The following is a 22102-nucleotide window of genomic DNA, read 5'->3' on the forward strand; positions in this document are numbered from 1 at the left end:
CCTACTTTTTATAAATATTCATCAAACCAGCGTGCAATATGATCAAGGCGATGAATTCGCAAATTTGGGTTTCCACTTCTTGATAATTCGTGATTCGACTCTGGGAAACGAACAAGCTTTGTCGCTTTCCTTTGATGTTTTAGGGTGATATAAAGCTGTTCAGCCTGTTCCACTGGACAACGATAATCCTTTTCACCATGCAAAATTAGTAATGGTGTTTTAATATTACTAGCATACTTTAGTGGAGAAGCGTCCCATAAACGATCGTAGTTAAAAGAATCTCCCCTTAAAACTTCCCACTCTGCAAAAAAGTATCCAATATCACTAACACCATAAAAGCTAATCCAGTTACAGATACTACGTTGAGTAACCGCAGCTTTGAAACGATTCGTATGACCAACTATCCAGTTTGTCATAAATCCACCATAGCTTCCGCCTGTCACACCAAGTCTCGTTTCATCAATAAAATCATATCGAGTTAAAACGTAATCAACAGCAGACATGATATCTAAATAGTCTTTACCGCCATAATCTCCTCGTACTGCATCTACAAAGGTTTGCCCATATCCATCACTACCTCTTGGATTAGTGAACAACACTGCATAGCCCTTTGCCGCTAGCACCTGGAATTCATGAAAATACGTATTGGCGTACATAGCATGTGGTCCACCATGAATTTCGACCACAAGTGGAACCTTTGATCCTTCTTGAAAACCAACCGGTTTCATTAACCATCCGTGTATATCCCAGCCATCTTCAGCTTTAAAGGTAATCGCCTCTGCAGATGCTAGTTCGATTCCCTCTAAAAACTCATCATTAACAAAGGTTAGCTGCTTTTTTACACCTGTATTTAAATCAATCAAAAATAAATCACCCGGGAGTGTTGGAGTGCTAACACCCACAATAGCTCGGTGCGTACGAACATCAACAGTAAATGAATACACATGTTGATCTTCCAAAATAACTGAATACACTAAGCCCTCAACATTCCCATAATAAACAGCGGTGCTTCCATGATCACTCGCTAAGAAGTAAAAGCCCTGACTGTCTTCAGTCCATACTAAGCCTCTAGCAGCACTCCCAGAGTGGAAGTCCCCAATCGCAACATCCCCAACCTGAACGTCCCACTCTTTTGTTAAACAAGTAATTTCCTTTGTTTGAACACTATATAACCAAATTCTTGATAAGGTAGCTGATTTAAATTCCAATTCATGACCAATAAAAGAAAGAATCTCTCCATTAGGTGACCAACTAGCTTGACTAAAGCTTCCGCCATTTGTAATCTTCTCAAGTGTTCGGTCCTCTAGACTATATACATAAAGATCTGAGACTAGTTCATAATCTGCTTCATCAGAAGGATTGGAGAAAATGGCGATTTGTGAACCATCAGGTGAGACTGCGCCAATTGAATAGTGATACTTTCCATCTGTTAAGATTTTAAGTTCACCTGTTTGAAGATCTACTAATCCCACTTGAGTATACTTATGATTAAAAAAGCCACTAGCATCTGATTTATAAAATAACTTCTCTACTACAAGCGGCTCTAACTCTTTCTTCTCAACCTTTTTCTCGTCTTTTATCTCTAGGTCTCCTTCTCCTAACGACAGTGAAATCAGGAGGCTCTTTCCATCAGGCGACCAACTAAACGAATTGATACCATTAGCTGACTTTGTTAGCTGGCGAGGTTCTCCCCCGTTAACATTCATCACGAATAGTTCATTCTTCTCGGCTCTATTTGAAAGAAATGCAATAGTTTGCCCATCAGGAGACCAGGATGGCTGTGTGTCTCTAACTTTTCCATATGTAAATTGGCGAATTTCTTCTCCATTCTGAGACCCTACAAACAGATGAGAATAGTACTTCGTGTCTTCTTTATTTGTTTCTGTTTGAACAAATACAAATTGCTCACCGTTTGGAGAAAACAATGGATTGTTAACTGATTTCAGTTTATACAGATCTGTTGATTGAATTCCTCTTTTTTCGCTCATAATGAATTTGCCACATCCTTTTCTACTCTGATGTTGTTAATTTCGATGCTATCTATAAATATCCTTCTTATCATAATTTATTTTACACTTGCATTTTCCCTCCGAATTATTTATGATAAAAACACGAACACTCGTTCTGATAAGAGGTGAGTAATGTATGACACGTATACCCGAAGATGATCGATCCATTCTTGAACAGTCTCTCTTTCTTCCTATGGCGCTGACTGTGTTTCAGCGTGATTTATCAATTATCGAAAAAGCACCATTTAAACTAAAACAGCCATATATTCGTTGTATCGAAGAGTCAATGAATCATATTCAACGTGATTTAGGCATTCTAAAGCATGAAATGAAGAAAAAAAAGATGAAAGCTCAGCAACTAACTCGTGATGAAACTTTCACCTCTTTTCTATTCGTGTACAAAGGATATGAAGAGCATCACAATTACTTTAACCCAAGGATCAGAAATAATGTCCAATCCATAATGGAAAAGTATTTATTACAAACAAGAGCGTAGGACTAGCGTACTTCGCTACGATGAAATGGGCTGGATGTTAAAAAGGACATTTTTCTATGATCAGGAGAAATTCTACTAGATAAAGTTGTCTTTAGTTGTGCCGTGCGATAAAGCTGGTTTTCTAATGACCCTTTGGAGATAGGTATCACAACCTCTTCTCTATTTGAAAAAGTTAATAAAGTTTCATCATAATGGGTGGATTGAATACTTTGCACAAAAGAGTGGGAAATCCATGAGCATTGCTGGCGGTTTGGAGATAATGTGGGGAAGAAATAAATGTAATTCGTAGGATCAATTACTATAGGGGCTTTATGGGTAATTCCCATAATGTCTTTAGTACCTTCACGCCTACCTTTTAAGCTGCTTCCAAAAAAGCGACAACTACGGTCGATAATATCAATGGGCTTCATTTTAACAAGATATTCACCATCCATTTCCTTTACTAATGAATGAATACCCTTCTCTGTTACCTCTGGCAGAATCGCCATTGTGTACGGACTAATCTCATATTCAGTTAAAATTCTTTTGTTCATTTTTTAACTCCTTTCACGTCTTGATTACATAATAAGACAAAATTCCCCAAAGTTAAAGTGTTATATCAAAAAATTCTAAATATTTTTCTTTTAGGCTTGCCTGTAGAACTCTTTTCTAAATGTTTATTGTTTTTTTAGAGTTATTGAAGTCGACAATGTTTATTAGCAATTGATTGGATAGCTTGTAAACTTCTGCTAAGAGAGAACTAAAAAAAGTGATTTTCTCCCACACGAGAAAATCACTTTTTAAATTTATGAGTTATTATACACTTGCATGATTTCTTTTTCAGCAAGGTATTCATTACCTTCTTCGACTGAGATATGCTCATCAACAGAATCTCCCATATTAGATCCACTAAAGTGATCAAAGGCTGACGTAACTGTCATTTGAGGATTTAATGGAGTACCTAATGGAATTTCATTTTCTTTTCCAACACCTGGGTATCTTTCCTTCATCTATGAAACACCTCCCCTATTATGGTTCCCTATTAGGCACATATTATCCGAGCAACCTTATTTTTATTCATTATATTTCATGTTTTATAAATAAAATGAATATTCTGATAAAACAAAGAATACATATAATATCCCACCAAATCTAAACAGGGAATATATAAAAATTCTGAGTCTCTAGTAGAGACCATTGGGAGATGACAGTTATGAAAGAGAAACCTTCATATTCTGATATCCATAACGGCAGAGCTAAAATAAATAAACAACAAACAGACAATGTTAACCTTTATGTTCAAATGCTCTTAGATGAAATATTAATCAAAGCTAGAGTGAAAAAACTTATTGTAGACATTGACCATGCTCTCGATCAGCGTGACTACTCGTCCTTTCAAAGGCTATCAAAAGAGTACAAGCAACTAATGGACGGATAGGAAACAAAAAGCGTAAGCGCCCTGACAAATGATGACAGGCTAAGTGCGCAACGTCCTGTTGCAACACCTGCCTAACCTGCATCCTACAGGCCCTCCGACAAGCAAATGTTCCTTGGACAAAGAAAAGGCGGTTTTCCTTTTATTTGTCCAAGGGTTATTCGACCTAGGAAAAAGGGAAGTTTCTTTTTCCATCGAGGGGCTGGGTGCTGGAGTTGGATTACTAAACACCAGGCTTGGTTATTCACAAATGATATTATTTAAGATTTTATAAAGAATTATCAAAGCAAAAGCCATGCATTTTGCATGGCTTTTACTTTGTTATATTATTCATTTGTTTTTGGTGGTAAAAGGGAAGTTTGTGATTTCTCATTCCCCGGTGGCTTTTTCGTAATATTGTTAATAATATCAATTAAATCTAATCCGGATACATCCTTAACCATTTCAGGCGCTGTTGCCATCAATTGTGTAACATAATTACTTATACGATTTGCGCCCTCACCATTACCAGTATCTACCACTGTAATCTTGTCGATGTTCCCAAGTGGCTGTGCTATCTTTTCAGCTAACTCCGGTAGCATCTTAGCTAAGATATCAAGGATTGCTGCTTCTCCATAGTTCTTATAAGCTTCAGCCAGCTTTTCTTTTGCTTCTGCTTCGGCTAAACCTTGTAGACGAATAACTTCTGCTCTTGCACTACCTTGTGCACGTTCTGCTTCAGCTGATGCTTTAGCCTCAGCTTCAATCTTATATTTAATCGCATCTGCTTCACGCATTTTCTTAGTCTTTTCGGCCTCTGCTGCTTGTTCCACTGAGAAACGATCCGCTTCTGCCTTTTTCTTAACCTCTGCATCATACTGCTTTTCACGACGTAATATTTCTTTATCCTGAAGATCAATTTCACGCTCTTTACGAACAATCTCAACCTTCATGCTCTCCTCAACAGCCTGCTGCTGTGAACGTGCCTCTGCAATTTTATAGGCTTGGTCCGCTTCAGCTTTAGCTGTATCCTGCTCGCGTTTATAGGCTGCCACTTTTAATTGATTATCCTTTGAAGCCTCAGCAATAGCCGTATCCCGTAACAATTCAGCTCGCTGTCCTTCTTCTTCTGCAACCGCCTTTTTAATTCTCGAATCTCTAATTGCCTCTGCTTCCGCAATTTCAGCATCACGCTTAACTGCTGCAATTCTCGGACGTCCTAGTGCATCTAAATAACCATGCTTATCTCGTACATCCTTAATCGTGAAGGAAACAATTTGAAGACCCATTTTCTTTAAGTCCTTCGCTGCACTTCCTTGTACCTCTTGAGCGAAACGGTCACGGTTTCGATAAACCTCCTCTACCGTCATTGAACCTAAGATAGCTCTTAAATGTCCTTCTAATACCTCTTGGGCCTCACTTCTTAAATCTTCAATAGGCTTTCCTAGGAATTGCTCAGCAGCTGTAGCAATTTCTTCTACAGATCCACCAATTTTAATAATGGCCACACCATCTGCCATTACAGGAACACCCTGCTCTGTATATACTTCTGGAGTCGTAACATCTAATTTATGAGATAGTAAGGAAATGAATTCTGCCTGCTGAAAAATGGGTAGAATAAATGCTCCTCCACCTCTAACAATTTTGATTTTTCTACCTGAATCATCTGATAAAACATTTTTGGTGCCTAAGAAGGAACCAGTTACAATCATTGCTTCATCAGAGCTAACCGTTTTATAACGGGCCCAAAAAGCAATACCTAACACTAGAAACACGCCAATTACTAAAATTGGAATAACTAAATATGCTTCAAACATTCAATAATACACCCCTTTTTAAATTTGTTCATAAGGTGACACTAACAATGTGCCTTCTCTGACTTCAATAACTAGAGCTTTTGAACCTGATGGAATCTCTTCTTCATCAAAGCTAGCAGCGATTTGATTAGAAGATGCCCCCGCTATTGAGAGGACGATTTCACCGTACCCTTCTTTAGGTATTGGGATTGTTACTTCACCAACCATTCCAATAAAATCCTTAACCGAAAAGCCTGTAGAGCTTTCTGCACGTTCCATCGGTTTTACATAGAGAAAGTAAAAAAATGTGCTCAATAAAAAAGCCGAACAGAGTGATAGTAGAAAAATAACGACGTGAGAAAGAGAAGTATATAAAGTAAATAAAATACCAGCCCCACCTAATGTCGTTAACGCACTCATCAATACCGTTGTATTAAAGAAACCAGGTAAATCAAATGTTAGGGCGTCAAGAATTCCTTCCATCATATTTCCAAGAAAGTCATCAAAAATAACCGTTAATAAAGTAAAAATAATACCTGTAATTAAACATCCCCAATAAAACTCTAGCATTTAGATCACCCCCGCTCCCTATGTAATACGAATGAAAAATTGAAAAGTTCCTATTCTTTTACAAATTTTTTAATAAAATCCATCTTCCTGTGAAACCTAAACAATGTGTTCGCTTTTATTGTACATGAAAAAAACTGGAATTTGGTGGGAAATTATGAATTTTAAGAAGATTTGGCTTTTGGTTCGAGGTAGCATCTGGTTAATTCCCTTCATTTATGGAACAACGTCCATGATTTTAGCAGTAGTAAGCTACTATTTGGATAATTATATCGCTCATCATCCGCACCTTTACAAACATATTCCTATCATATTTTTAGCCGATATTGACTTGGCACTTACCGTATTAAGCTCGATTGCAACAGCCCTGTTAACCATGACCACTATCACGTTCTCCTCCATTATGATTGTACTTACAACTTTTTTATCTCAGTTTTCTCCTAGAACTCTTCAAAACTTTATTACAGATCCCCCTACTCAACGTGTTCTTGGGATATTTGTTGGAGGATTTATTTACAGCGTTATTCTTCTCTTATTAACAAGAGAAACAGAGGTTCACCAGCTTTTCATCATGCCAACATTAGCTGTTATATACGCTCTAGTATGTCTTATTTTCTTTGTGTTTTTCATCCATCATGTCTCAAAGTGGATTCAAGTGAGTAACTTAATATTTGATATCACGACAAATGCTTTAGAGATTGTAAAAAAACACTTTATTGATAAAAAAGATGTACACCCTGATGCACCATGGGAGGATTGGGAATATGCGGAGATTTTACAAAGAAAGCCTATCGACGTGTACCCTTCACATTCCGGTTATCTTCAAACCATTGACACAAAACAATTACTACATCAAGCAAAGCTTGATAACACAATTGTTCGAATTGAAATGAGGGTTGGCGAGTTTGTTGATCTTGATACTCCCCTTCTATCCATATGGAAAATGGAGGACAAAGCTATCAACAATGATTATATGCGCTTTATGTCTATAGGATTAGAAAGGACAACCTTTCAAGATATTGAGTTTGGGCTTACCAAGCTTGTTGAAATCGCATTAAGAGCGGTTTCTCCCGCACTAAATGACCCTAATACTGCGATTAATTGCATCTCGCAAATCGGAAAAATATTAGCAGCGATAGCATCTAAACATTTACCCAAACCATTTATGAATGATGATGACAGAAGTCTGAGGATTATTATGGATCAGCCAAACTTTGCTGAGTACTTATATAAAGCCTTTTATCAGATTCGGCATTACGGAAAGGATGATATCTCAATCTTAGCCTCAATTATTCAGTCCCTAACTTTAATTGCTTCTAAAAATGATCAGGATATCAAAAATGAGGTTTGGACGTTTGCACAATATATTGTCGAAGGAATTAACAGTGAGGCCCTTCTGGCATTAGATAAAAACTATATTAATGAAAGTCTCAAACAGCTTGCAAAAAAGGTGGGAAAACGAGAAGAATCATTAAAGCTGTCATGATTTCCATACATGATTTTCTTCATTCTACAAATACTACCAAGGAACCTATTACATGGAATGGAGAAAATATGTCTTGAAAACAACAGCATGTGTATTCATACTTTCAACCATATTAATGATTCCGGTATTTACCCAAGCAGCAGTATTTGATCAAGAGATGGAAACGTATTTAAGTCAACTCGGCAGGACACAGGATGATTTAGAAGAGTATTTAAGTTTTCTTCATTTAATCTTTGAGGATGTCCAGAAAGAAGAAGAATTACGTGAAGAGGATGGCACACTAATAAATGAAACGAACATAAAAACTTTGTTGGACAACTATAAACTTACTCAGCAAGACTTGGACGAGCTATTACACCAAGTGGGAGAACAAGTTGAGGAATATACTTTTATTGAAGACCTTAACAAAGCAGTTTCCTACTACATTGAACATGCTGAGGATTTGGCTGGATTAGCAAACTTCTTTTCTTATATTGGGTTGTCTGATGATGAGGTTTCAAGGTTATATCAGCATGTGACTTCCTTAGAACAACAATCTCTATATGAAAAACTAATGGAAGTGAATAAACAAATAAATGAAACACAACCAGTTGAAGAACCTATAACGCTCACGACTGAACAAAAGCATGAGCTATTTCCATTATTAAATGAAGTACTTTCCATCTATCAACTAGTACCTACTTACCATATTCATCCGCAAGCTTTAGAGCCTTCGAGCAGAAAAGAATTATCGTCACAGCAGTTACAAGGAAAAGGGGTAAAAATTGAGCTATATGACCAAGTGGGCACATTTATTGGTGACATGAATTTGACTTCTGAAATGCTTTCCTCTGATTTCATTACACAAACTAGTCAACAGCTGCTTCGAATCGGGCAAACCAAGAGATCGATTCAACAGTTACAGTTTGAAGGGGATCCTATTACCCAAAGTCAGTCACCTTATATAGCAAGCCTATTTTACGGGTCCATTTTATTGCTCGGAAGCACAGTATGTTATTTATTTTCTATGAATCGAATGAAAAGGTAATGCTCTCATTTTCTATCCTTTGGGTAGGCGATACACCCTTCTTATGAATGCTAAAGAGCTTCATAATATGAAAGAAGAAACCAAGCAATATACATGGTTTCTTCTTCTTTATCTAGTTATCTAGTGAACTGCTCTTCCTCTGTTGAACCTTTTAAAGCAGTTGTGGAGGAGGTACCTCCTGAAATAACCTGGGCAACTTCATCAAAATAACCAGTACCAACTTCTCTTTGATGTCTTGTTGCTGTGTATCCATACTGCTCACTAGCAAATTCTGCTTGCTGAAGCTCTGAATATGCCCCCATTCCTCTCTGCTTATATCCTCTAGCCAACTCAAACATCGAATGGTTGAGTGCATGAAATCCAGCAAGTGTTACAAACTGGAATTTATAGCCCATCTTACCTAACTCCTGTTGAAATCTTTCAATGGTGTCATCGTCTAATTTCTTCTTCCAGTTAAAGGAAGGAGAGCAGTTGTATGCTAGTAACTTTCCTGGAAATTCCTTATGGATTGCATCTGCAAAAGCCTTTGCTTCTTCCAGACTTGGTTCTGCAGTTTCACACCAGATTAGATCAGCATAAGGTGCATATGCTAAACCTCTTGCAATCGCTTGATCTAAACCAGCTGTTGTTCGATAGAAGCCTTCCTCCGTCCGGTCCCCTGTAATAAACTGATGATCGTAAGGATCGATATCACTTGTAATTAAGTCAGCCGCATTTGCATCTGTTCTTGCCAATAAAACAGTAGGTACTCCCATAACGTCTGCAGCTAATCTAGCAGATATTAAATTTTTGACAGCTGTTTGAGTTGGTAAAAGAACTTTTCCACCTAAATGTCCGCATTTCTTCTCAGATGAAAGCTGATCTTCAAAGTGGACTGCAGCTGCACCAGCCTCAATCATTCCCTTCATCAACTCAAATACATTTAACTGACCTCCAAAACCAGCTTCTGCATCCGCAACAATAGGTGCAAACCAATCTGTATCTCCACTACCCTCTAAATGTTGAATTTGGTCCGCTCTTTGCAAAGCTTGATTAATACGTTTAACAACAGCTGGGACACTGTTAGCCGGATATAAACTTTGATCAGGATACATATTTCCTGATAAGTTTGCATCAGCCGCGACTTGCCATCCACTCAAGTAGATTGCCTTTAAGCCAGCCTTAACCTGTTGAACAGCTTGGTTTCCTGTTAAAGCTCCAAGTGAATTCACATAGTCCTCACTGTGTAGTAAATCCCACAGCTTTGCAGATCCTCGTCTTGCCAGAGTATACTCGATGTCAATTGAGCCTCTCAACTTCAGAACATCCTCGGCACTATAAGGTCGAGTGATACCTTTCCAACGTTGATCCATCTCCCAGCTTTCCTTTAAAACTTGTAATCTTTCATTTGACATTTTAATGAGTCCTCCTTGTTATAAAACAGGTTATTATTTCTTAAGTTATTATATAACAGGTCTTCCGGATTTGTAACCCCCATTTTGAAAATTTATCAAAAAAAATTATTTTTTCCATTTAAACCACTTATAAAAAACCTCCAATAACCCTGCTACTACTGGATTTACCCCATAAAAAAAGACTTACAACGTTCGTAAGTCCTATACTGCCTGCTCAATTAATTGTTTCTTTTGAAAATCTATTTTATTCATCTGTGTTATAACACGAAGTTGTTCAGCATTAATTCTTCTAACAATCGCTAACACCTGATCATTATATACCTTTACCTGTTCTAAAGAATCATTGATTTCATTTTGGATAACCCAGTCAGTGATTAGTCCATCAAAGAAATAATCAGCAAATTTAGCTAAGCTTGTTAGATCGATAGAGTGTGAGAAATCTAGACCTATATCCTCTAACTCTTTTTGTAATTTCTTAGCTAGATGCTGGGCATCATGCATATAATTTTTTGCTTCATCAACGTGATTATGTTTTAAGGCAGTTGAAAGAACACTGCCATCAAATAAATCAAAGGTACCCCAACCCTTAGCATTTTCAAGTGATGCGATTACATTATTTAAGCTCTTTCTTACATTTACAGCTGCAACTAAAGCTTCCTCTAGCTCTTGATGTTTCACGGATAGAAGATTATTTTCGGCACCTAGCTGGTCCATATGATTTATATACAGTGAGTACTGAGTTTTTATGTATTGCTCTTTTTCAGATAGTAATTGCTTTAGCTCCTCTTCAGCAGAGCACACGCCCTCGAGATTATTCTTTATGGTCTTTATCTCATCTTGAAGACTATTTAACTCTGCTTTAACTTCATCATATAAAAGTTTGGCTAGTGCAGCCTCTTGTTTTTCTTGAAGTAAACGCTCATCTTTTGTTCCTAAAATCGTTAAAAATAAGGCATTCACACTTAAACCTTCTAGCTTTTCCACGTCCTGATTCTCCAGATGAAGTGTTGCTTTTAACCCTTCTAACTTTAGATGTAAGTATTCTAGCTCTTTATTGTAGGTGATTAGCTGCTTTTCCATCTTTGTCTTCACACGAACGTGTTCTTGGGCAATTCGTATTTTTTTATTTAGTTCCTCTACCATCTAAAATTCCCCCTTTTACAATTTGACGTATGAAGCTAGATAAAGGTTTCATTTTTCGTAAATTTTTTTATCTGCTTTTTTATGAAATTTAAAATACCTTCATATTTTGTAGTTCTTAGTTTTCGTTCCATTGCTCTCCAAACACTTGCTTTCCGCGGGGAGGAAGTCAAGCCTCCTCGGCTTTGCCTGCGGGGTCTCGACCTTTCCTCTATTTCCCGCAGGAGTCAAGTGTTTTCCGCTCCATTTCACTACTGCATATTATAGTAACAACTTTTAAGTAAGGAACCATAAAAAAGGGACCAAATTAATTGGTCCCATAATTGTTTACAATGATTCGTTTCTTATTCGCGGTAAGCATAATTAAACCTTATCAAAACAGTTAGTGAGCTCATTTCTTCTCTATTTCCTTAAACTCATAGGTATCTAAGTAATGGATCCGTTCTAACATGGTTGGGTGGGTATATCTAAAGATTTTAACTATTAGTGGTGGATTAACTTGGCTTAGGTTTGATTTGGAGAGCTCTTGAAATGAGCCCACCGCAGCTGTTTGGTCTCCGGTTAATTCCACTGCATATCGATCTGCTTCAATCTCGTGATGCCTTGAGACGGTATTACTAATAGGTGTAAATAAAAACGATAGTAAAGATAACAATAAAAAGAATAACGGAATGGTTGCTATATCATGTGTATGGTTAATGCCTATTCTACTCCCCCATACTCGGATAATAAAGTTCATGAGTCTATAGATGAGGTACAATCCTGCTAGGGAAACAGCCAAATAGCTAATGATTCCTAAGAAAACGTGTTTTTTTACATAGTGCCCCATCTCGTGAGCCATAATGAAGAGTACTTCCTGGTCATTGAGTTTATTTAATGTTGTATCCCATAAGACAATTCTTGAATGATCACCAATACCATTCACATAAGCATTCATCGCATTCGTTTTTTCGGACATATTCACCTCAAATACATGGGCAGCTGGAATTCCAGCTTCATCTGCTAGTGACAGTATTTGAGCCTCAAGTTGCTTATCTTTGAGTGGGTAAAAATCATTATATAAAGGATCAATATAAACTGGCTGAATAAACGTTAAAAACAAGGTAAACGGTATGGATAAAAACCAGGCATATAGCCACCAACGTTTTGCACTCTTTTTCATAAGGCTATATAATACAACCACAATTATGGCTGTTATGAAGAAATTAATCCAAAAATCTAACATAAAGTCCTTCATCCAACCTTGAAACGGTTGTACATTAATTCCATACTCTTTTGACAAGTTGTAGCCATAAAGCTTAAAAGGAAGAGTTAAGATCGTTGTAAATAGAGTCATCCAAAATAAATAAATACAAATTTGTAGAGCTTGAACCCTTACTGTCATTTGCGACCAAGATTGTATCTTAGCTGATAACCCTAGCCCTAATAAAACAAATAGTAGCAACCATTCATATGGTGTTGTGAGGAAATATAATACATTTCTAACCTTTGAGTAGTCCTCACTTAGCAATAGCTGTTGTTCTGTCATAAATGTTGCAGGATCTGCTGCTGTTCCTTGATATGGACTTGGTATAGATGTATCTGCCCATTGAAAAATATACAAAGACATCACCACACTGAAAAGTACATACACCAATACGGAACGCCATACAGCTTTCTTCATAATCTGTCCCTCCTAACTAGTCTTCTTTTTATACTTAGTCCAGAATTGAAGAAATAGAACTGTTTGTCTACACTTGAAGCAACGCTTCTTTTTCTAATTAACTATTATAAATGAATGTAATTAAAACACCTAAAAACTAAAAAACAGCCGATTGCTCGACTGTTTTTTTACACAAATATTGAATAGCAAGTGAGAACTCCAATCGTACCTAATACAACGACAATAACATTTGCACCAAAGTAGGCAATCAGAAAAGCTATGACTGCTCCGATAATCCCGAACCAAGGATCTTCACTGATCAAGAAGATTCCGGGAACAATTAATGCGCCAAGGGTTGCGAATGGGACATTTTTCAACACACCTTGCAGGAAAGGGTGAAGTTCCTTCCCACCTAAAGAAACAAGGGGAATCATCCTTGGTATATAGGTAACAATGGCCATCCCGATAATCATAAGAATAATACTGTTATCCATTTTGGTTCACCCTTCTTCTGACTAATACTTCCACTAGCACTGATGAAATTAAAGTTGCACTTACGATAGCCCAGCCTGGAGCCATAAATTGATAAAATATGCTATTTAGAATAGCAGCCAAACCAGCTAAATATAGTACTTTTCTTTGCTTTTTCAAGGACGGCACAAGAAGGGCCACGAACATTGCATATAATGCTATTCCCATACTTTCCTGTAAAGTACTTGGTAAGCTTGAACCAATTAAGTAACCCACAACAGAATTAACAACCCAGCTTCCATAAGAAATGGAGATCACTCCGAACATAAATCCTGTTGAGATTTTCCCCTCCCTGGTAGCAACAAGAGAAAATGTCTCATCTGTAATCCCGAAAGAGTATAAAGCTTTTATCGGTTTTGGTGCATCCTCAAGCTTTTCATATAACGAGGCACTCATTAAAAAATGTCGGATGTTTACGATAAAAGTAGTTAAGACAATTTCAAAAGCCCCAGTTCCTATTGATAATAGACTCAATGCTATATATTGTGAGGCACCAGCAAACACTAGAAGACTCATTAAGAAGGTCTCCGTAACGGTGATTCCAGTTGCCTTTGCTAAAAGTCCAAAGGTTAACGCAATGGGCATATAGCCAATTCCAATGCTTAGTCCTGCTTGAAGACCATATGTAAACGGTGATGTCTTCTTCTCTATAGCTGTTGCTCGCAACTCTATTTACCCCTTTCCAATGTCTTCGTAAAATGTATTACTATTTTCTATTATTCTATTCCTTTTTGCAATGAAAATATCTAAATAAGAAATTAGTAAATAGGTATTTTGCTCGAGTCGTTTTGGTTAGTAAACGCATATATTTCAAATTTGACGCGTAAATTTTGTCAACTGACGCATATATCTTAAATTAGACGCATAAACACCGCCAACCGGCGCATAAATTTCATTTTTGACGCAAATCGCCTAAAAACGTAGTTATAGATTTCTTGAAAGTTCGAGCCCGAAATGTCAAATAAGTAAGATTTAAATAAATAGAGTGGAAACAATATAGAATATGCCCTTACTTGGTAGAAAAGGCGTACAATCATGCCAAAATACACTTTGTTTGTCCTCGCACAAACTAAAAAACACTTCTAACCAAGGATAGAAGTGTTTAAAACAAAACGGCTATGTATTAACTTTAACGTCTATCTACCTTTAAAATCCGGCTTCCTCTTTTCACTAAAAGCCTCTAATGCTTCAATTCGATCTTCCGTTGGTATGGTGATTTCATATGCCTTACGTTCGAGCTGAAGTCCTGTTTGAAGGTCCACATTCATTCCTTGTTTTATGGCGTACTTGGCTTGTTGAATGGCAATTGGTCCATTCTTCGTCATTTCGTTGGCAAATGAAACAGCTTCTTCTATTAGGCGTTCGGAATCAACCACCTTTAGTAAGAGTCCATATTGGAGAGCAAGTTCAGCATTCATTCGTTTTGCCGTTAAAATAAGTTCCAATGCTTTAGATTCCCCGATAATTCTAGGAAGTCGTTGTGTCCCACCCGCTCCTGGAATAATTGCCAAGCCCGTTTCTGTTAAGCCCATTACTGAATCTTGAGCCGCTATTCGAAAATCACATGATAAAGCCAACTCCATTCCACCTCCAAAAGCAAAGCCGTTTATGGCTGCAATCGTTGGTTGCGGCAGTTGATCGATTGCTGTAAATACTTGATTTATCTTATTCAAATTACGCTTTACTTGTTGAGTGGTTAAGCTTTTACGTTCCTTTAAATCTGCACCGACACTAAATGCCTTATTACCAGCACCCGTAAAGATGACAACCCTTACCTCTGGGTTCACTCTTAACTCATCTACAATGTTTTCTAACTCACATAATGATTCGTAATTAAAGCTGTTTAAGCTTTCAGGTCGATTTAATGTTACATAAGCGATAAAGTTTTCAACTTTATATAAAACTAATTCCATGATTATTCCCCCTACTAGATGATCTCTTTAACTATTATTTCTCTAAAGTTTAATACATTCCTTTTTATTAATGAGTAAAATGTTATCGCTTTCATTTTTGCATAGAAAAAAACCGGCTGCTTAGAGCCGATTTTCTTCAACATTCTTCTATGCATTTAAAACCTTGTCTTTCAATGATCTTCTTAAAATCTTACCTGTTGTATTCTTTGGTAATTCTTCAAGAAACTCTATTGAACTAGGAACCTTGTATTTAGCAAGATGCTCTTTACAGAATTCTACTAACATTTCTGTAGTAACATTATCTTCCTTTTTTGTAACGACAAATGATTTAACCGCTTCACCGAAATTCTCATCTGGAATTCCGATTACAGCAACCTCAACAACGGATGGATGTGAGTACAATACCTCTTCAACCTCGCGTGGATACACATTATAACCACCTACAATGATCATATCCTTTTTGCGGTCAACAATATAGAAATAGCCTTCCTCATCCATGCGTGCTAAATCACCTGTAAATAGCCAGCCATCACGAATAGCATGAGCCGAATCTTCAGGTAATTTGTAATAGCCCTTCATTACATTCGGACCACGAACCACCAATTCACCAACCTCGCCAACCGGTACTTCTTCACCTAGTTCATTGACGACTTTATTTTCTACATTGACTATGCTTTGTCCGATCGAGCCAGGTTTTCTTGGACGATCTAGTGGGTTAAAGCAGGTAACTGGAGAGGCTTCTGACAAACCATACCCTTCAGATACCGCAACTTCGAACTTCTGCTCAAATGATTTTAATAAGGCAACAGGCATCGATGCTCCACCTGAAATACATAATCTTAACGATTTTAAATCCTCTACATTTGCGTCTGGGAACTGTACTAAGAAGTTATACATAGTCGGTACACCAGCAAAAACAGTTGCCTGGAACTCTTTTGTGATGGTGAAAATATCCCCAGGACTAAATCTAGGAACAATAATCACACTTGATCCATTAAGTAATGGGGCATTTAGAGCAACTGTTAAGCAGAACACATGAAACATTGGGAGTGTTGCAATAACACGGTCTGTTTCATTAATCTTTAAATAATCAGCCGTATCCTTTGCATTGCTAAATACATTTTTATGAGTAAGCATTGCACCTTTAGGCTTTCCAGTTGTACCAGAAGTATATAGAATGATCGCCACATCTTCTTCTTGGAGCTCTGGAGCTTCAAAAAGATGACTGCCTGACCCAACAAAGCTAGTAAATGATTTCAATTTTGGATACACTGATAGCTTCGTTATATCTAATGGCTCTTGATCATCTTGCTTAGGAGTCTCACAATAAATAACTTGCTCAACCTTAGGAAGTGCTGCACTCATTTTTTCAAAAAGTGGGATTAACAGGTCTAGACCCACTACTACTTTCACATCGCCATTGTTAAGAATATAGCCAATCTCTTCCGGAGTATAGATTGGATTGATTGGAATTACAGTCGCACCAGCTCGTAAAGCACCATAAAGTGCAATGACAAAATGGGGACTATTCCCAAGAAGTAGACCAACATGATCTCCCTTATGTACTCCCATCTTTGTTAATGCATCTGCAAATTTTGATACAGCTGCATCTAACTCACGATAAGAACTTTGAGTATTCAGAAAATAATAAGCAGGCTTATCTCCGAATTGTAAAGCATTTTCATGTAATTTTTTACTAATATTCATACATTTCCCCCTCTTATGAATGAATAGTCACTCATTTTATTTACTATTAATAATTATATTTCATGAAAACGTTTACTTCAAGGAGAGTTTTTAGAAATAAGGAATTTTTCCCAATATAAAGTAAAAAATGATTATTTCGAAATATTACTTTACTATTCTTTTTTCCAATTCCAACCAGACTTGGCTAACTCAATCTTCCCCATATACTGTTCTTTTGCCTCTTGAATTAAATCTGAATGGGTGCCAAAGTGAGGAAGGTGAGTTAACAGCATTTCTCCTACCTGAGCTTCCATTGCTAGCTTACCTGCATCGGTGCTTGTCATATGACCTGATCCTTGCCCATCCATCCCCTTATAAAGATTACATTCGCAAATTAATAAGTCTGAATCCTTCGCAAATGAAATCATTTCATCAAAAAAGGATGTATCAGCCGTATATGTAACCTTTGCATTTATCGTTTCAATTCGCATTGCATAACACGGAGCTGGATGCTTTGTTTTAAGAAACGAGATTCTGAATGGCCCAACCTGTATGGTTTCAGTTGGATTGTATACTACACCTGTTGTGATCTCCTTATAAGTTAAATTGGCAAAGTTAGGTTCATCCTCTTGATGACCATAGACAGGGAGAGAAGGTAGGTTTTCTCCTAGGTACCCTTTGATTAGACGAGCATACTGCAGTGTGCCTAGATCACAAACATGATCATGATGATAATGTGAGAGTATGACTGCATCAAGATTTTCAGGGTTTATATAGTTTTGAAGCTGTGATATAACACCACTTCCACAATCAACAAGTAATTTAAAGTCTTCATCCTCAAATAAGTATCCAGAAGTTGCTTCATTTTTTGCTGGATATCCACCCCAATAGCCTATTACTGTTAGTTTCATATACGATGACCTCCTCTTATTAACCTATATTTTACCAAACAAAATAGACATTCATACATTTTGAAAACTGTTACAAAACAGTTGTTGACTTATAAACCATTGTTATAATACAATGAAAATAACAAAACCAAGGGGGTATGTGACGACATGTTAATCAAAAGCACAGAGTTCTTTAGAAACCTTCCACCAAAGCAATGCATGGAATGTGGTAAGGAAATTGATGAACAGCATGAATGTTATATGAATCATTGCGATAACTGTAACAAGATTGGCGATTAATTGTCCTCCACCATATACTGTTATTTACTCCCTTAGAATGTCTAAGGGATTTATTTTTTTAGAACAAAAGGCGGCAGCATCCCGGTTAGCTCCGACTAGTATATTTAAAAAAGAATCTGTATCAAAACTGATACAGATTCTTAGCTTTATCCTTTTACCGAACCACCTAACAATCCTCTTACAAAGAAGCGCTGTAACGCAAAGAACACCGTAAGTGGCATAATCATCGATACAAATGCTGCAGAAGTTAATAGGTGCCAGTCATTACCTCTAGAACCTACCATGTCCGCAATTCTCATTGACAGAACTTGAACATCAGGACTTGAACCTAAAAATACAAGGGCTACTAAGTAATCATTCCATACCCATAGAAACTGGAAAATCCCTATAGACGCTAAAGCTGGTATAGAAAGAGGAAGAATTAATTTAGTGAAAATAGTAAAGTTTGAAGCCCCGTCAATAAAGGCTGACTCAAAAATATCCTTTGGAAGCTGACTTATATAATTATATAGAAAATAAGTGGCTAGTGGTAAGCCGAAAGCGGTATGAGCGAGCCAAATCCCTAGATAGCTACCATTTAAACCTAGTGCCGTGTAGTCCTTCAAAATGGGAATGAGTGCTACTTGTAAGGGGACGACTAATAGTACAATGACGATTACAAACAGAAGTCTTCTACCTGCAAAATTTAGCCAAGCAAAGGCATATGCCGCAAACGTTGCAATCAATAAGGGCAGGATGGTAGCTGGAACTGCGACAGTTAATGTGTTCAAAAAGGTCTTTGTAAGATTGCTTCCCTGCTCTGTCATTGTCTGCCCATTCCCTAAGGTAATTTGATATTGTTTACCTCCAAGAACTGCTTCATAATTTTCTAATGTAAAGTTAGTATTCATTGTCCACGCTTTTTCCTGAACATGAATGGTACGTGCTCGCCTATTCTCCCAAATCAATCGTGTCTGATTTGAAAGGACGACTCCTTCATTTAATTGTTCATTAGTAAAGGTTTCACCATTCACCTCTATCGGTTGTCTAAGATCTGTATCTTCTGGAAGAGAAATGGTCTCTTCCGTTACCCAATCCTGATGTGGAAAGATTGTCCACCAACCTGTTTCTAAAATATCATCTGCTGGTCTAAACGAGGAAATAAATAATCCAAGTGTCGGAATTAACCAGATAAGACAAATGAAGATCAACACTGTATTAACTAACCACTTTGAAGATTTCTTTCGTTTTCTCTCCATTAGAATCCCCCCTGTTTTCGGAACTGTCTTAAATTAATAATGATGACAGGGATGATCGCAATTAGTAAGACAATCGCAAGTGTAGAGCCATATCCAAAGTTTCGATACATAAAGAACTGACGATAGAATTGAGTCGCCACTACATCTGTACCATATTGGCCCCCAGTCATGACCATAATAATGTCAAATATCTTCAATGTGAAAACAATGATAGTCGTAGAAACTGTTAAGATCGTGCCTGATATATAAGGAATAATAATTTTAAAGAAAATCGTAAACTCGTTTGCACCATCAATTCGAGCTGCCTCTAATAATTCCTCTGGTATTCCTTTCAGTGCAGCAGAGAATAGAACCATAGCAAATCCAGTCTGCATCCAGATTAAAATAACAATTAAAAATAAGTTATTCCAAGGCTGCAGTAGACTAGTCCAAGCTTGTGGCTCACCCCCAAAGGCAACCACGATTGCATTTAAGAGTCCAACCTGTTGATCCCCCGGCTGGTAGTAATAAATAAATTTCCAAATTACTCCTGCGGCTACCATTGAAATAGCCATTGGCATAAAGATAATTCCTTTTGCTATTTTCTCAAAGCTGCTACGATCAGCCAGTACCGCAATAAGTAAACCTAAGACCACACAAAGCGTGGCTCCAATAGCAACCCAAAGAACATTATTACGTAAAGCCGTTAATAGTAATCGGTCAGTAAAAACTGCTAGATAGTTTGACAATCCAACAAATTCTGTTGAATCTGGTCCAAACAAGCTTAAGTAAATGGTTCGTAAAGTCGGTAGGAGTAATAACCAACCTAATAAAAGGGCAACGGGTCCAATGAAAATATATGGTTGGAGAAAGCTCCTAATTCGATCTGGATAGTGCTCCACTAACCAGTTTAAAGAGTAGTAAATCGTATAAATCCCAAAAACACCCCAAATGATGGCCAACAATGCATATAGAGCTGGATTTAACGGGACATCACGCAGGAATATAAAAATACTAGTGTGCAGAACGATATTTGCAATTGGTATAATGATTGACAGTAGGATTAGATTAACAGGCGATGTTTTCTTTGCCTCAACACTCATATAACCCCTCCCTTACACTTCATTAAATACTGAAGGACTGGACTAAATGTCCAGTCCAATTGGAATCAAAACTTATTTATTAAATCCTGCCTGTATTTCCTCAAGAGCCTGTTCTAGCTCCACATTTCCACTTACATAATCTGTAATACCTTTCCAGAACGTACCAGCACCAACAGAACCAGGCATTAAGTCAGAACCATCAAAGCGAATGGTGTCAGCATTTTGTACAAGTTCTGCCATACGTCGCTCAACATCTGTTGTATACCACTCTGGGTCTGCGTCATTCATTGGTCCAACAACTCCACCAGATTGAATCCAACTCTTGATGGATTCTCCTTTAGTAAAGAATTCCATGACTGCGCGAACTTCTGGACGGTCATTAAACATTGCATAGATATCTCCTGCAACTAAAACTGGCTTACCATATTCCTCGTTAATTGGTGGTAAATAGAACCAATCATAATCTTCTCCAGCAACTGTACCTTCTGGGAAAAAGCTTGTAATGAAACTACCTTGACGATGCATATAAGCACTTGGAGGACTATCAAACAACGGCTTCGGTGCATCACCAAATGAGGTTGTTACAATAGACTTTCTTCCACCATATACATAGTTTTCTGTAAACCAAAGATTTGACATGACTTCAAAAGCATTTTTAACTTCTGGAGAGGTAAATGGTAACTCACCTGTTACCCACTTATCATAGTTTTCAGGTGTAGTTGTACGTAGCATAATATCCTCGATCCAGTCAGTGGCTGGCCAACCAGTTGCAGCACCTGATTCAATACCTATTGCCCATGCTGAATCACCATCTGCGGCAATTTGATCTGATAATTCTAGCATTTCTTCCCAAGTTTCAGGAATTTTATAGCCTGCTGCTTCAAACTCTGCTTTTGGATACCATACTAAACTCTTTACATTACTACGGTTCCAAATACCAGTCATATATTCTTCTCCGTCTTTACCTTCCATAGTCGCCATATCTAACCAACTTTGGTTATACTGCTCTTTTAGATAGTCTTCCTCTAAGAAAGTGGACACATCAACTGGTAATCCTTGTTTTGCAAACGTAGCTAATAGTCCAGGTTGTGGAAAGTCAGCGATGTCAGGAGCATTTCCACCTTCAACACGAATCGAAATAGTAGCTTCAAATTCTTTAGAACCTTCATACTGAATATCAATTCCTGTTTTCTCTTCAAATTCCTTAATGCTATTTTCAAACTTAACTTGGTCAGCATCAGTAAAAGGTCCAAACATTGTAACTGTGCTACCCTTGAATTCACCAGCATATGCCTGTTCTAATGTTCCTTCTGCACCACCAGCACCCTCTGTTTCTGTCTTTTCTTCTTCTTTTGCTTCCTCATCACCACCACCGCCACAACCAGCTAAAAGCATGGTAAACATAGTCAGTACTGATGCAAAAGAGATCAGCTTTTTAAAAAATGATGCTTTCATTACCTAACCCCCAATTTAATTATTTATGGATGAAAATGAATGGAAATAACCCTCTAT

General features: G+C 37.4%; 21 protein-coding genes. 5 read left to right on the plus strand and 16 right to left on the minus strand.

What is annotated here, in order from left to right:
• Positions 1-8 precede the first annotated feature (8 nt).
• Positions 9-1988 carry a S9 family peptidase gene (locus G4D63_RS03035; protein ID WP_163177555.1) on the minus strand — a complete coding sequence of 660 codons (1980 nt, stop codon included), beginning with the start codon at positions 1986-1988 and terminating at the stop codon, positions 9-11.
• Positions 1989-2145: 157 nt separating this feature from the next.
• Between G4D63_RS03035 and G4D63_RS03040 the strand changes: the two genes are divergently transcribed.
• A complete protein-coding gene (locus tag G4D63_RS03040) occupies positions 2146-2505 on the plus strand; it encodes a YhjD family protein (RefSeq protein ID WP_163177557.1) in 360 nt (119 codons plus the stop codon).
• A gap of 2 nt (positions 2506-2507) precedes the next feature.
• Here G4D63_RS03040 and G4D63_RS03045 read toward each other — a convergent pair whose 3' ends face one another.
• Together G4D63_RS03045 and G4D63_RS03050 are read right to left on the minus strand one after the other, a co-directional pair.
• Positions 2508-3038 (minus strand): competence protein ComK, encoded by a 531-nt coding sequence (locus G4D63_RS03045; protein ID WP_163177559.1) that lies wholly within the window; start codon positions 3036-3038, stop codon positions 2508-2510.
• Between the two features lie 252 nt (positions 3039-3290).
• Positions 3291-3494 (minus strand): hypothetical protein, encoded by a 204-nt coding sequence (locus G4D63_RS03050; protein WP_163177561.1) that lies wholly within the window; start codon positions 3492-3494, stop codon positions 3291-3293.
• 203 nt (positions 3495-3697) lie between these two features.
• Between G4D63_RS03050 and G4D63_RS03055 the strand changes: the two genes are divergently transcribed.
• Positions 3698-3922, plus strand: coding sequence for an IDEAL domain-containing protein (locus G4D63_RS03055; protein WP_163177563.1), 225 nt, complete (start codon positions 3698-3700; stop codon positions 3920-3922).
• A gap of 323 nt (positions 3923-4245) precedes the next feature.
• Here the strand turns inward: G4D63_RS03055 and G4D63_RS03060 are convergent, their stop codons facing one another.
• Entirely contained in the window at positions 4246-5715 is a 1470-nt protein-coding gene (locus G4D63_RS03060) for a flotillin family protein (RefSeq protein WP_163177565.1), read from the minus strand.
• An 18-nt stretch (positions 5716-5733) separates the two neighbouring features.
• Positions 5734-6264 carry an NfeD family protein gene (locus G4D63_RS03065; RefSeq protein ID WP_163177567.1) on the minus strand — a complete coding sequence of 177 codons (531 nt, stop codon included), beginning with the start codon at positions 6262-6264 and terminating at the stop codon, positions 5734-5736.
• 154 nt (positions 6265-6418) lie between these two features.
• Here G4D63_RS03065 and G4D63_RS03070 point away from each other — a divergent pair, with 154 nt between their 5' ends.
• Together G4D63_RS03070 and G4D63_RS03075 are read left to right on the plus strand one after the other, a co-directional pair.
• Complete coding sequence (locus G4D63_RS03070; RefSeq protein WP_163177569.1) at positions 6419-7747, plus strand: DUF2254 domain-containing protein; 1329 nt, start codon at positions 6419-6421, stop codon at positions 7745-7747.
• Positions 7748-7820: 73 nt separating this feature from the next.
• Positions 7821-8774, plus strand: coding sequence for a processed acidic surface protein (locus G4D63_RS03075; protein ID WP_163177571.1), 954 nt, complete (start codon positions 7821-7823; stop codon positions 8772-8774).
• A 116-nt stretch (positions 8775-8890) separates the two neighbouring features.
• On the opposite strand, the gene aceA is transcribed toward G4D63_RS03075, so the two are convergent.
• The 8 genes from aceA to G4D63_RS03115 all read right to left on the minus strand — a co-directional run bounded on the left by aceA (position 8891) and on the right by G4D63_RS03115 (position 17991).
• Positions 8891-10168 (minus strand): isocitrate lyase, encoded by a 1278-nt coding sequence (aceA, locus tag G4D63_RS03080; protein WP_163177573.1) that lies wholly within the window; start codon positions 10166-10168, stop codon positions 8891-8893.
• 201 nt (positions 10169-10369) lie between these two features.
• Entirely contained in the window at positions 10370-11311 is a 942-nt protein-coding gene (locus G4D63_RS03085) for a hypothetical protein (RefSeq protein ID WP_163177575.1), read from the minus strand.
• A gap of 388 nt (positions 11312-11699) precedes the next feature.
• Positions 11700-12971, minus strand: coding sequence for a M48 family metallopeptidase (locus G4D63_RS03090; RefSeq protein ID WP_163177577.1), 1272 nt, complete (start codon positions 12969-12971; stop codon positions 11700-11702).
• A gap of 167 nt (positions 12972-13138) precedes the next feature.
• Positions 13139-13444, minus strand: a complete 306-nt coding sequence (locus G4D63_RS03095) for an AzlD domain-containing protein (protein WP_163177579.1) — start codon at positions 13442-13444, stop codon at positions 13139-13141.
• Positions 13437-14147: an AzlC family ABC transporter permease gene (locus G4D63_RS03100; protein ID WP_239585847.1), complete on the minus strand. Its 711-nt coding sequence runs from the start codon at positions 14145-14147 to the stop codon at positions 13437-13439. The genes G4D63_RS03095 and G4D63_RS03100 overlap by 8 nt, the downstream gene beginning before the upstream one ends.
• A 470-nt stretch (positions 14148-14617) precedes the next feature.
• Positions 14618-15394, minus strand: a complete 777-nt coding sequence (locus G4D63_RS03105; RefSeq protein WP_163177581.1) for an enoyl-CoA hydratase-related protein — start codon at positions 15392-15394, stop codon at positions 14618-14620.
• 147 nt (positions 15395-15541) lie between these two features.
• On the minus strand, positions 15542-17101 hold the full coding sequence (locus G4D63_RS03110; protein WP_163177583.1) for a fatty acid--CoA ligase family protein: 1560 nt from the start codon (positions 17099-17101) through the stop codon (positions 15542-15544).
• 152 nt (positions 17102-17253) lie between these two features.
• Positions 17254-17991, minus strand: coding sequence for an MBL fold metallo-hydrolase (locus G4D63_RS03115; protein WP_163177585.1), 738 nt, complete (start codon positions 17989-17991; stop codon positions 17254-17256).
• 147 nt (positions 17992-18138) lie between these two features.
• Here G4D63_RS03115 and yhfH point away from each other — a divergent pair, with 147 nt between their 5' ends.
• Positions 18139-18270, plus strand: a complete 132-nt coding sequence (gene yhfH, locus G4D63_RS03120; RefSeq protein ID WP_163177587.1) for a protein YhfH — start codon at positions 18139-18141, stop codon at positions 18268-18270.
• A 146-nt stretch (positions 18271-18416) separates the two neighbouring features.
• Here the strand turns inward: yhfH and G4D63_RS03125 are convergent, their stop codons facing one another.
• The 3 genes from G4D63_RS03125 to G4D63_RS03135 all read right to left on the minus strand — a co-directional run bounded on the left by G4D63_RS03125 (position 18417) and on the right by G4D63_RS03135 (position 22045).
• Positions 18417-19508 (minus strand): carbohydrate ABC transporter permease, encoded by a 1092-nt coding sequence (locus G4D63_RS03125; protein ID WP_163177589.1) that lies wholly within the window; start codon positions 19506-19508, stop codon positions 18417-18419.
• The gene (locus G4D63_RS03130; protein ID WP_163177591.1) at positions 19508-20590 is read right to left on the minus strand and encodes a carbohydrate ABC transporter permease; all 1083 of its coding nucleotides are present in this window, start codon (positions 20588-20590) and stop codon (positions 19508-19510) included. The genes G4D63_RS03125 and G4D63_RS03130 overlap by 1 nt, the downstream gene beginning before the upstream one ends.
• 72 nt (positions 20591-20662) lie before the next feature.
• Positions 20663-22045: an ABC transporter substrate-binding protein gene (locus tag G4D63_RS03135; RefSeq protein ID WP_163177593.1), complete on the minus strand. Its 1383-nt coding sequence runs from the start codon at positions 22043-22045 to the stop codon at positions 20663-20665.
• Positions 22046-22102 lie beyond the last annotated feature (57 nt).

The sequence above is a fragment of the Bacillus mesophilus genome (genome assembly GCF_011008845.1).
GTDB lineage: Bacteria > Bacillota > Bacilli > Bacillales > SA4 > Bacillus_BS > Bacillus_BS mesophilus.

Bases quoted from the DNA above. Each gene is read 5' to 3' on its own strand.
- G4D63_RS03035 (WP_163177555.1), bottom strand. From the start codon at position 1,988: ATGAGCGAAAAAAGAGGAATTCAATCAACAGATCTGTATAAACTGAAA.
- G4D63_RS03040 (WP_163177557.1), top strand. From the start codon at position 2,146: ATGACACGTATACCCGAAGATGATCGATCCATTCTTGAACAGTCTCTC.
- G4D63_RS03045 (WP_163177559.1), bottom strand. From the start codon at position 3,038: ATGAACAAAAGAATTTTAACTGAATATGAGATTAGTCCGTACACAATG.
- G4D63_RS03050 (WP_163177561.1), bottom strand. From the start codon at position 3,494: ATGAAGGAAAGATACCCAGGTGTTGGAAAAGAAAATGAAATTCCATTA.
- G4D63_RS03055 (WP_163177563.1), top strand. From the start codon at position 3,698: ATGAAAGAGAAACCTTCATATTCTGATATCCATAACGGCAGAGCTAAA.
- G4D63_RS03060 (WP_163177565.1), bottom strand. From the start codon at position 5,715: ATGTTTGAAGCATATTTAGTTATTCCAATTTTAGTAATTGGCGTGTTT.
- G4D63_RS03065 (WP_163177567.1), bottom strand. From the start codon at position 6,264: ATGCTAGAGTTTTATTGGGGATGTTTAATTACAGGTATTATTTTTACT.
- G4D63_RS03070 (WP_163177569.1), top strand. From the start codon at position 6,419: ATGAATTTTAAGAAGATTTGGCTTTTGGTTCGAGGTAGCATCTGGTTA.
- aceA (WP_163177573.1), bottom strand. From the start codon at position 10,168: ATGTCAAATGAAAGATTACAAGTTTTAAAGGAAAGCTGGGAGATGGAT.
- G4D63_RS03085 (WP_163177575.1), bottom strand. From the start codon at position 11,311: ATGGTAGAGGAACTAAATAAAAAAATACGAATTGCCCAAGAACACGTT.
- G4D63_RS03090 (WP_163177577.1), bottom strand. From the start codon at position 12,971: ATGAAGAAAGCTGTATGGCGTTCCGTATTGGTGTATGTACTTTTCAGT.
- G4D63_RS03095 (WP_163177579.1), bottom strand. From the start codon at position 13,444: ATGGATAACAGTATTATTCTTATGATTATCGGGATGGCCATTGTTACC.
- G4D63_RS03105 (WP_163177581.1), bottom strand. From the start codon at position 15,394: ATGGAATTAGTTTTATATAAAGTTGAAAACTTTATCGCTTATGTAACA.
- G4D63_RS03110 (WP_163177583.1), bottom strand. From the start codon at position 17,101: ATGAATATTAGTAAAAAATTACATGAAAATGCTTTACAATTCGGAGAT.
- G4D63_RS03115 (WP_163177585.1), bottom strand. From the start codon at position 17,991: ATGAAACTAACAGTAATAGGCTATTGGGGTGGATATCCAGCAAAAAAT.
- yhfH (WP_163177587.1), top strand. From the start codon at position 18,139: ATGTTAATCAAAAGCACAGAGTTCTTTAGAAACCTTCCACCAAAGCAA.
- G4D63_RS03125 (WP_163177589.1), bottom strand. From the start codon at position 19,508: ATGGAGAGAAAACGAAAGAAATCTTCAAAGTGGTTAGTTAATACAGTG.
- G4D63_RS03130 (WP_163177591.1), bottom strand. From the start codon at position 20,590: ATGAGTGTTGAGGCAAAGAAAACATCGCCTGTTAATCTAATCCTACTG.
- G4D63_RS03135 (WP_163177593.1), bottom strand. From the start codon at position 22,045: ATGAAAGCATCATTTTTTAAAAAGCTGATCTCTTTTGCATCAGTACTG.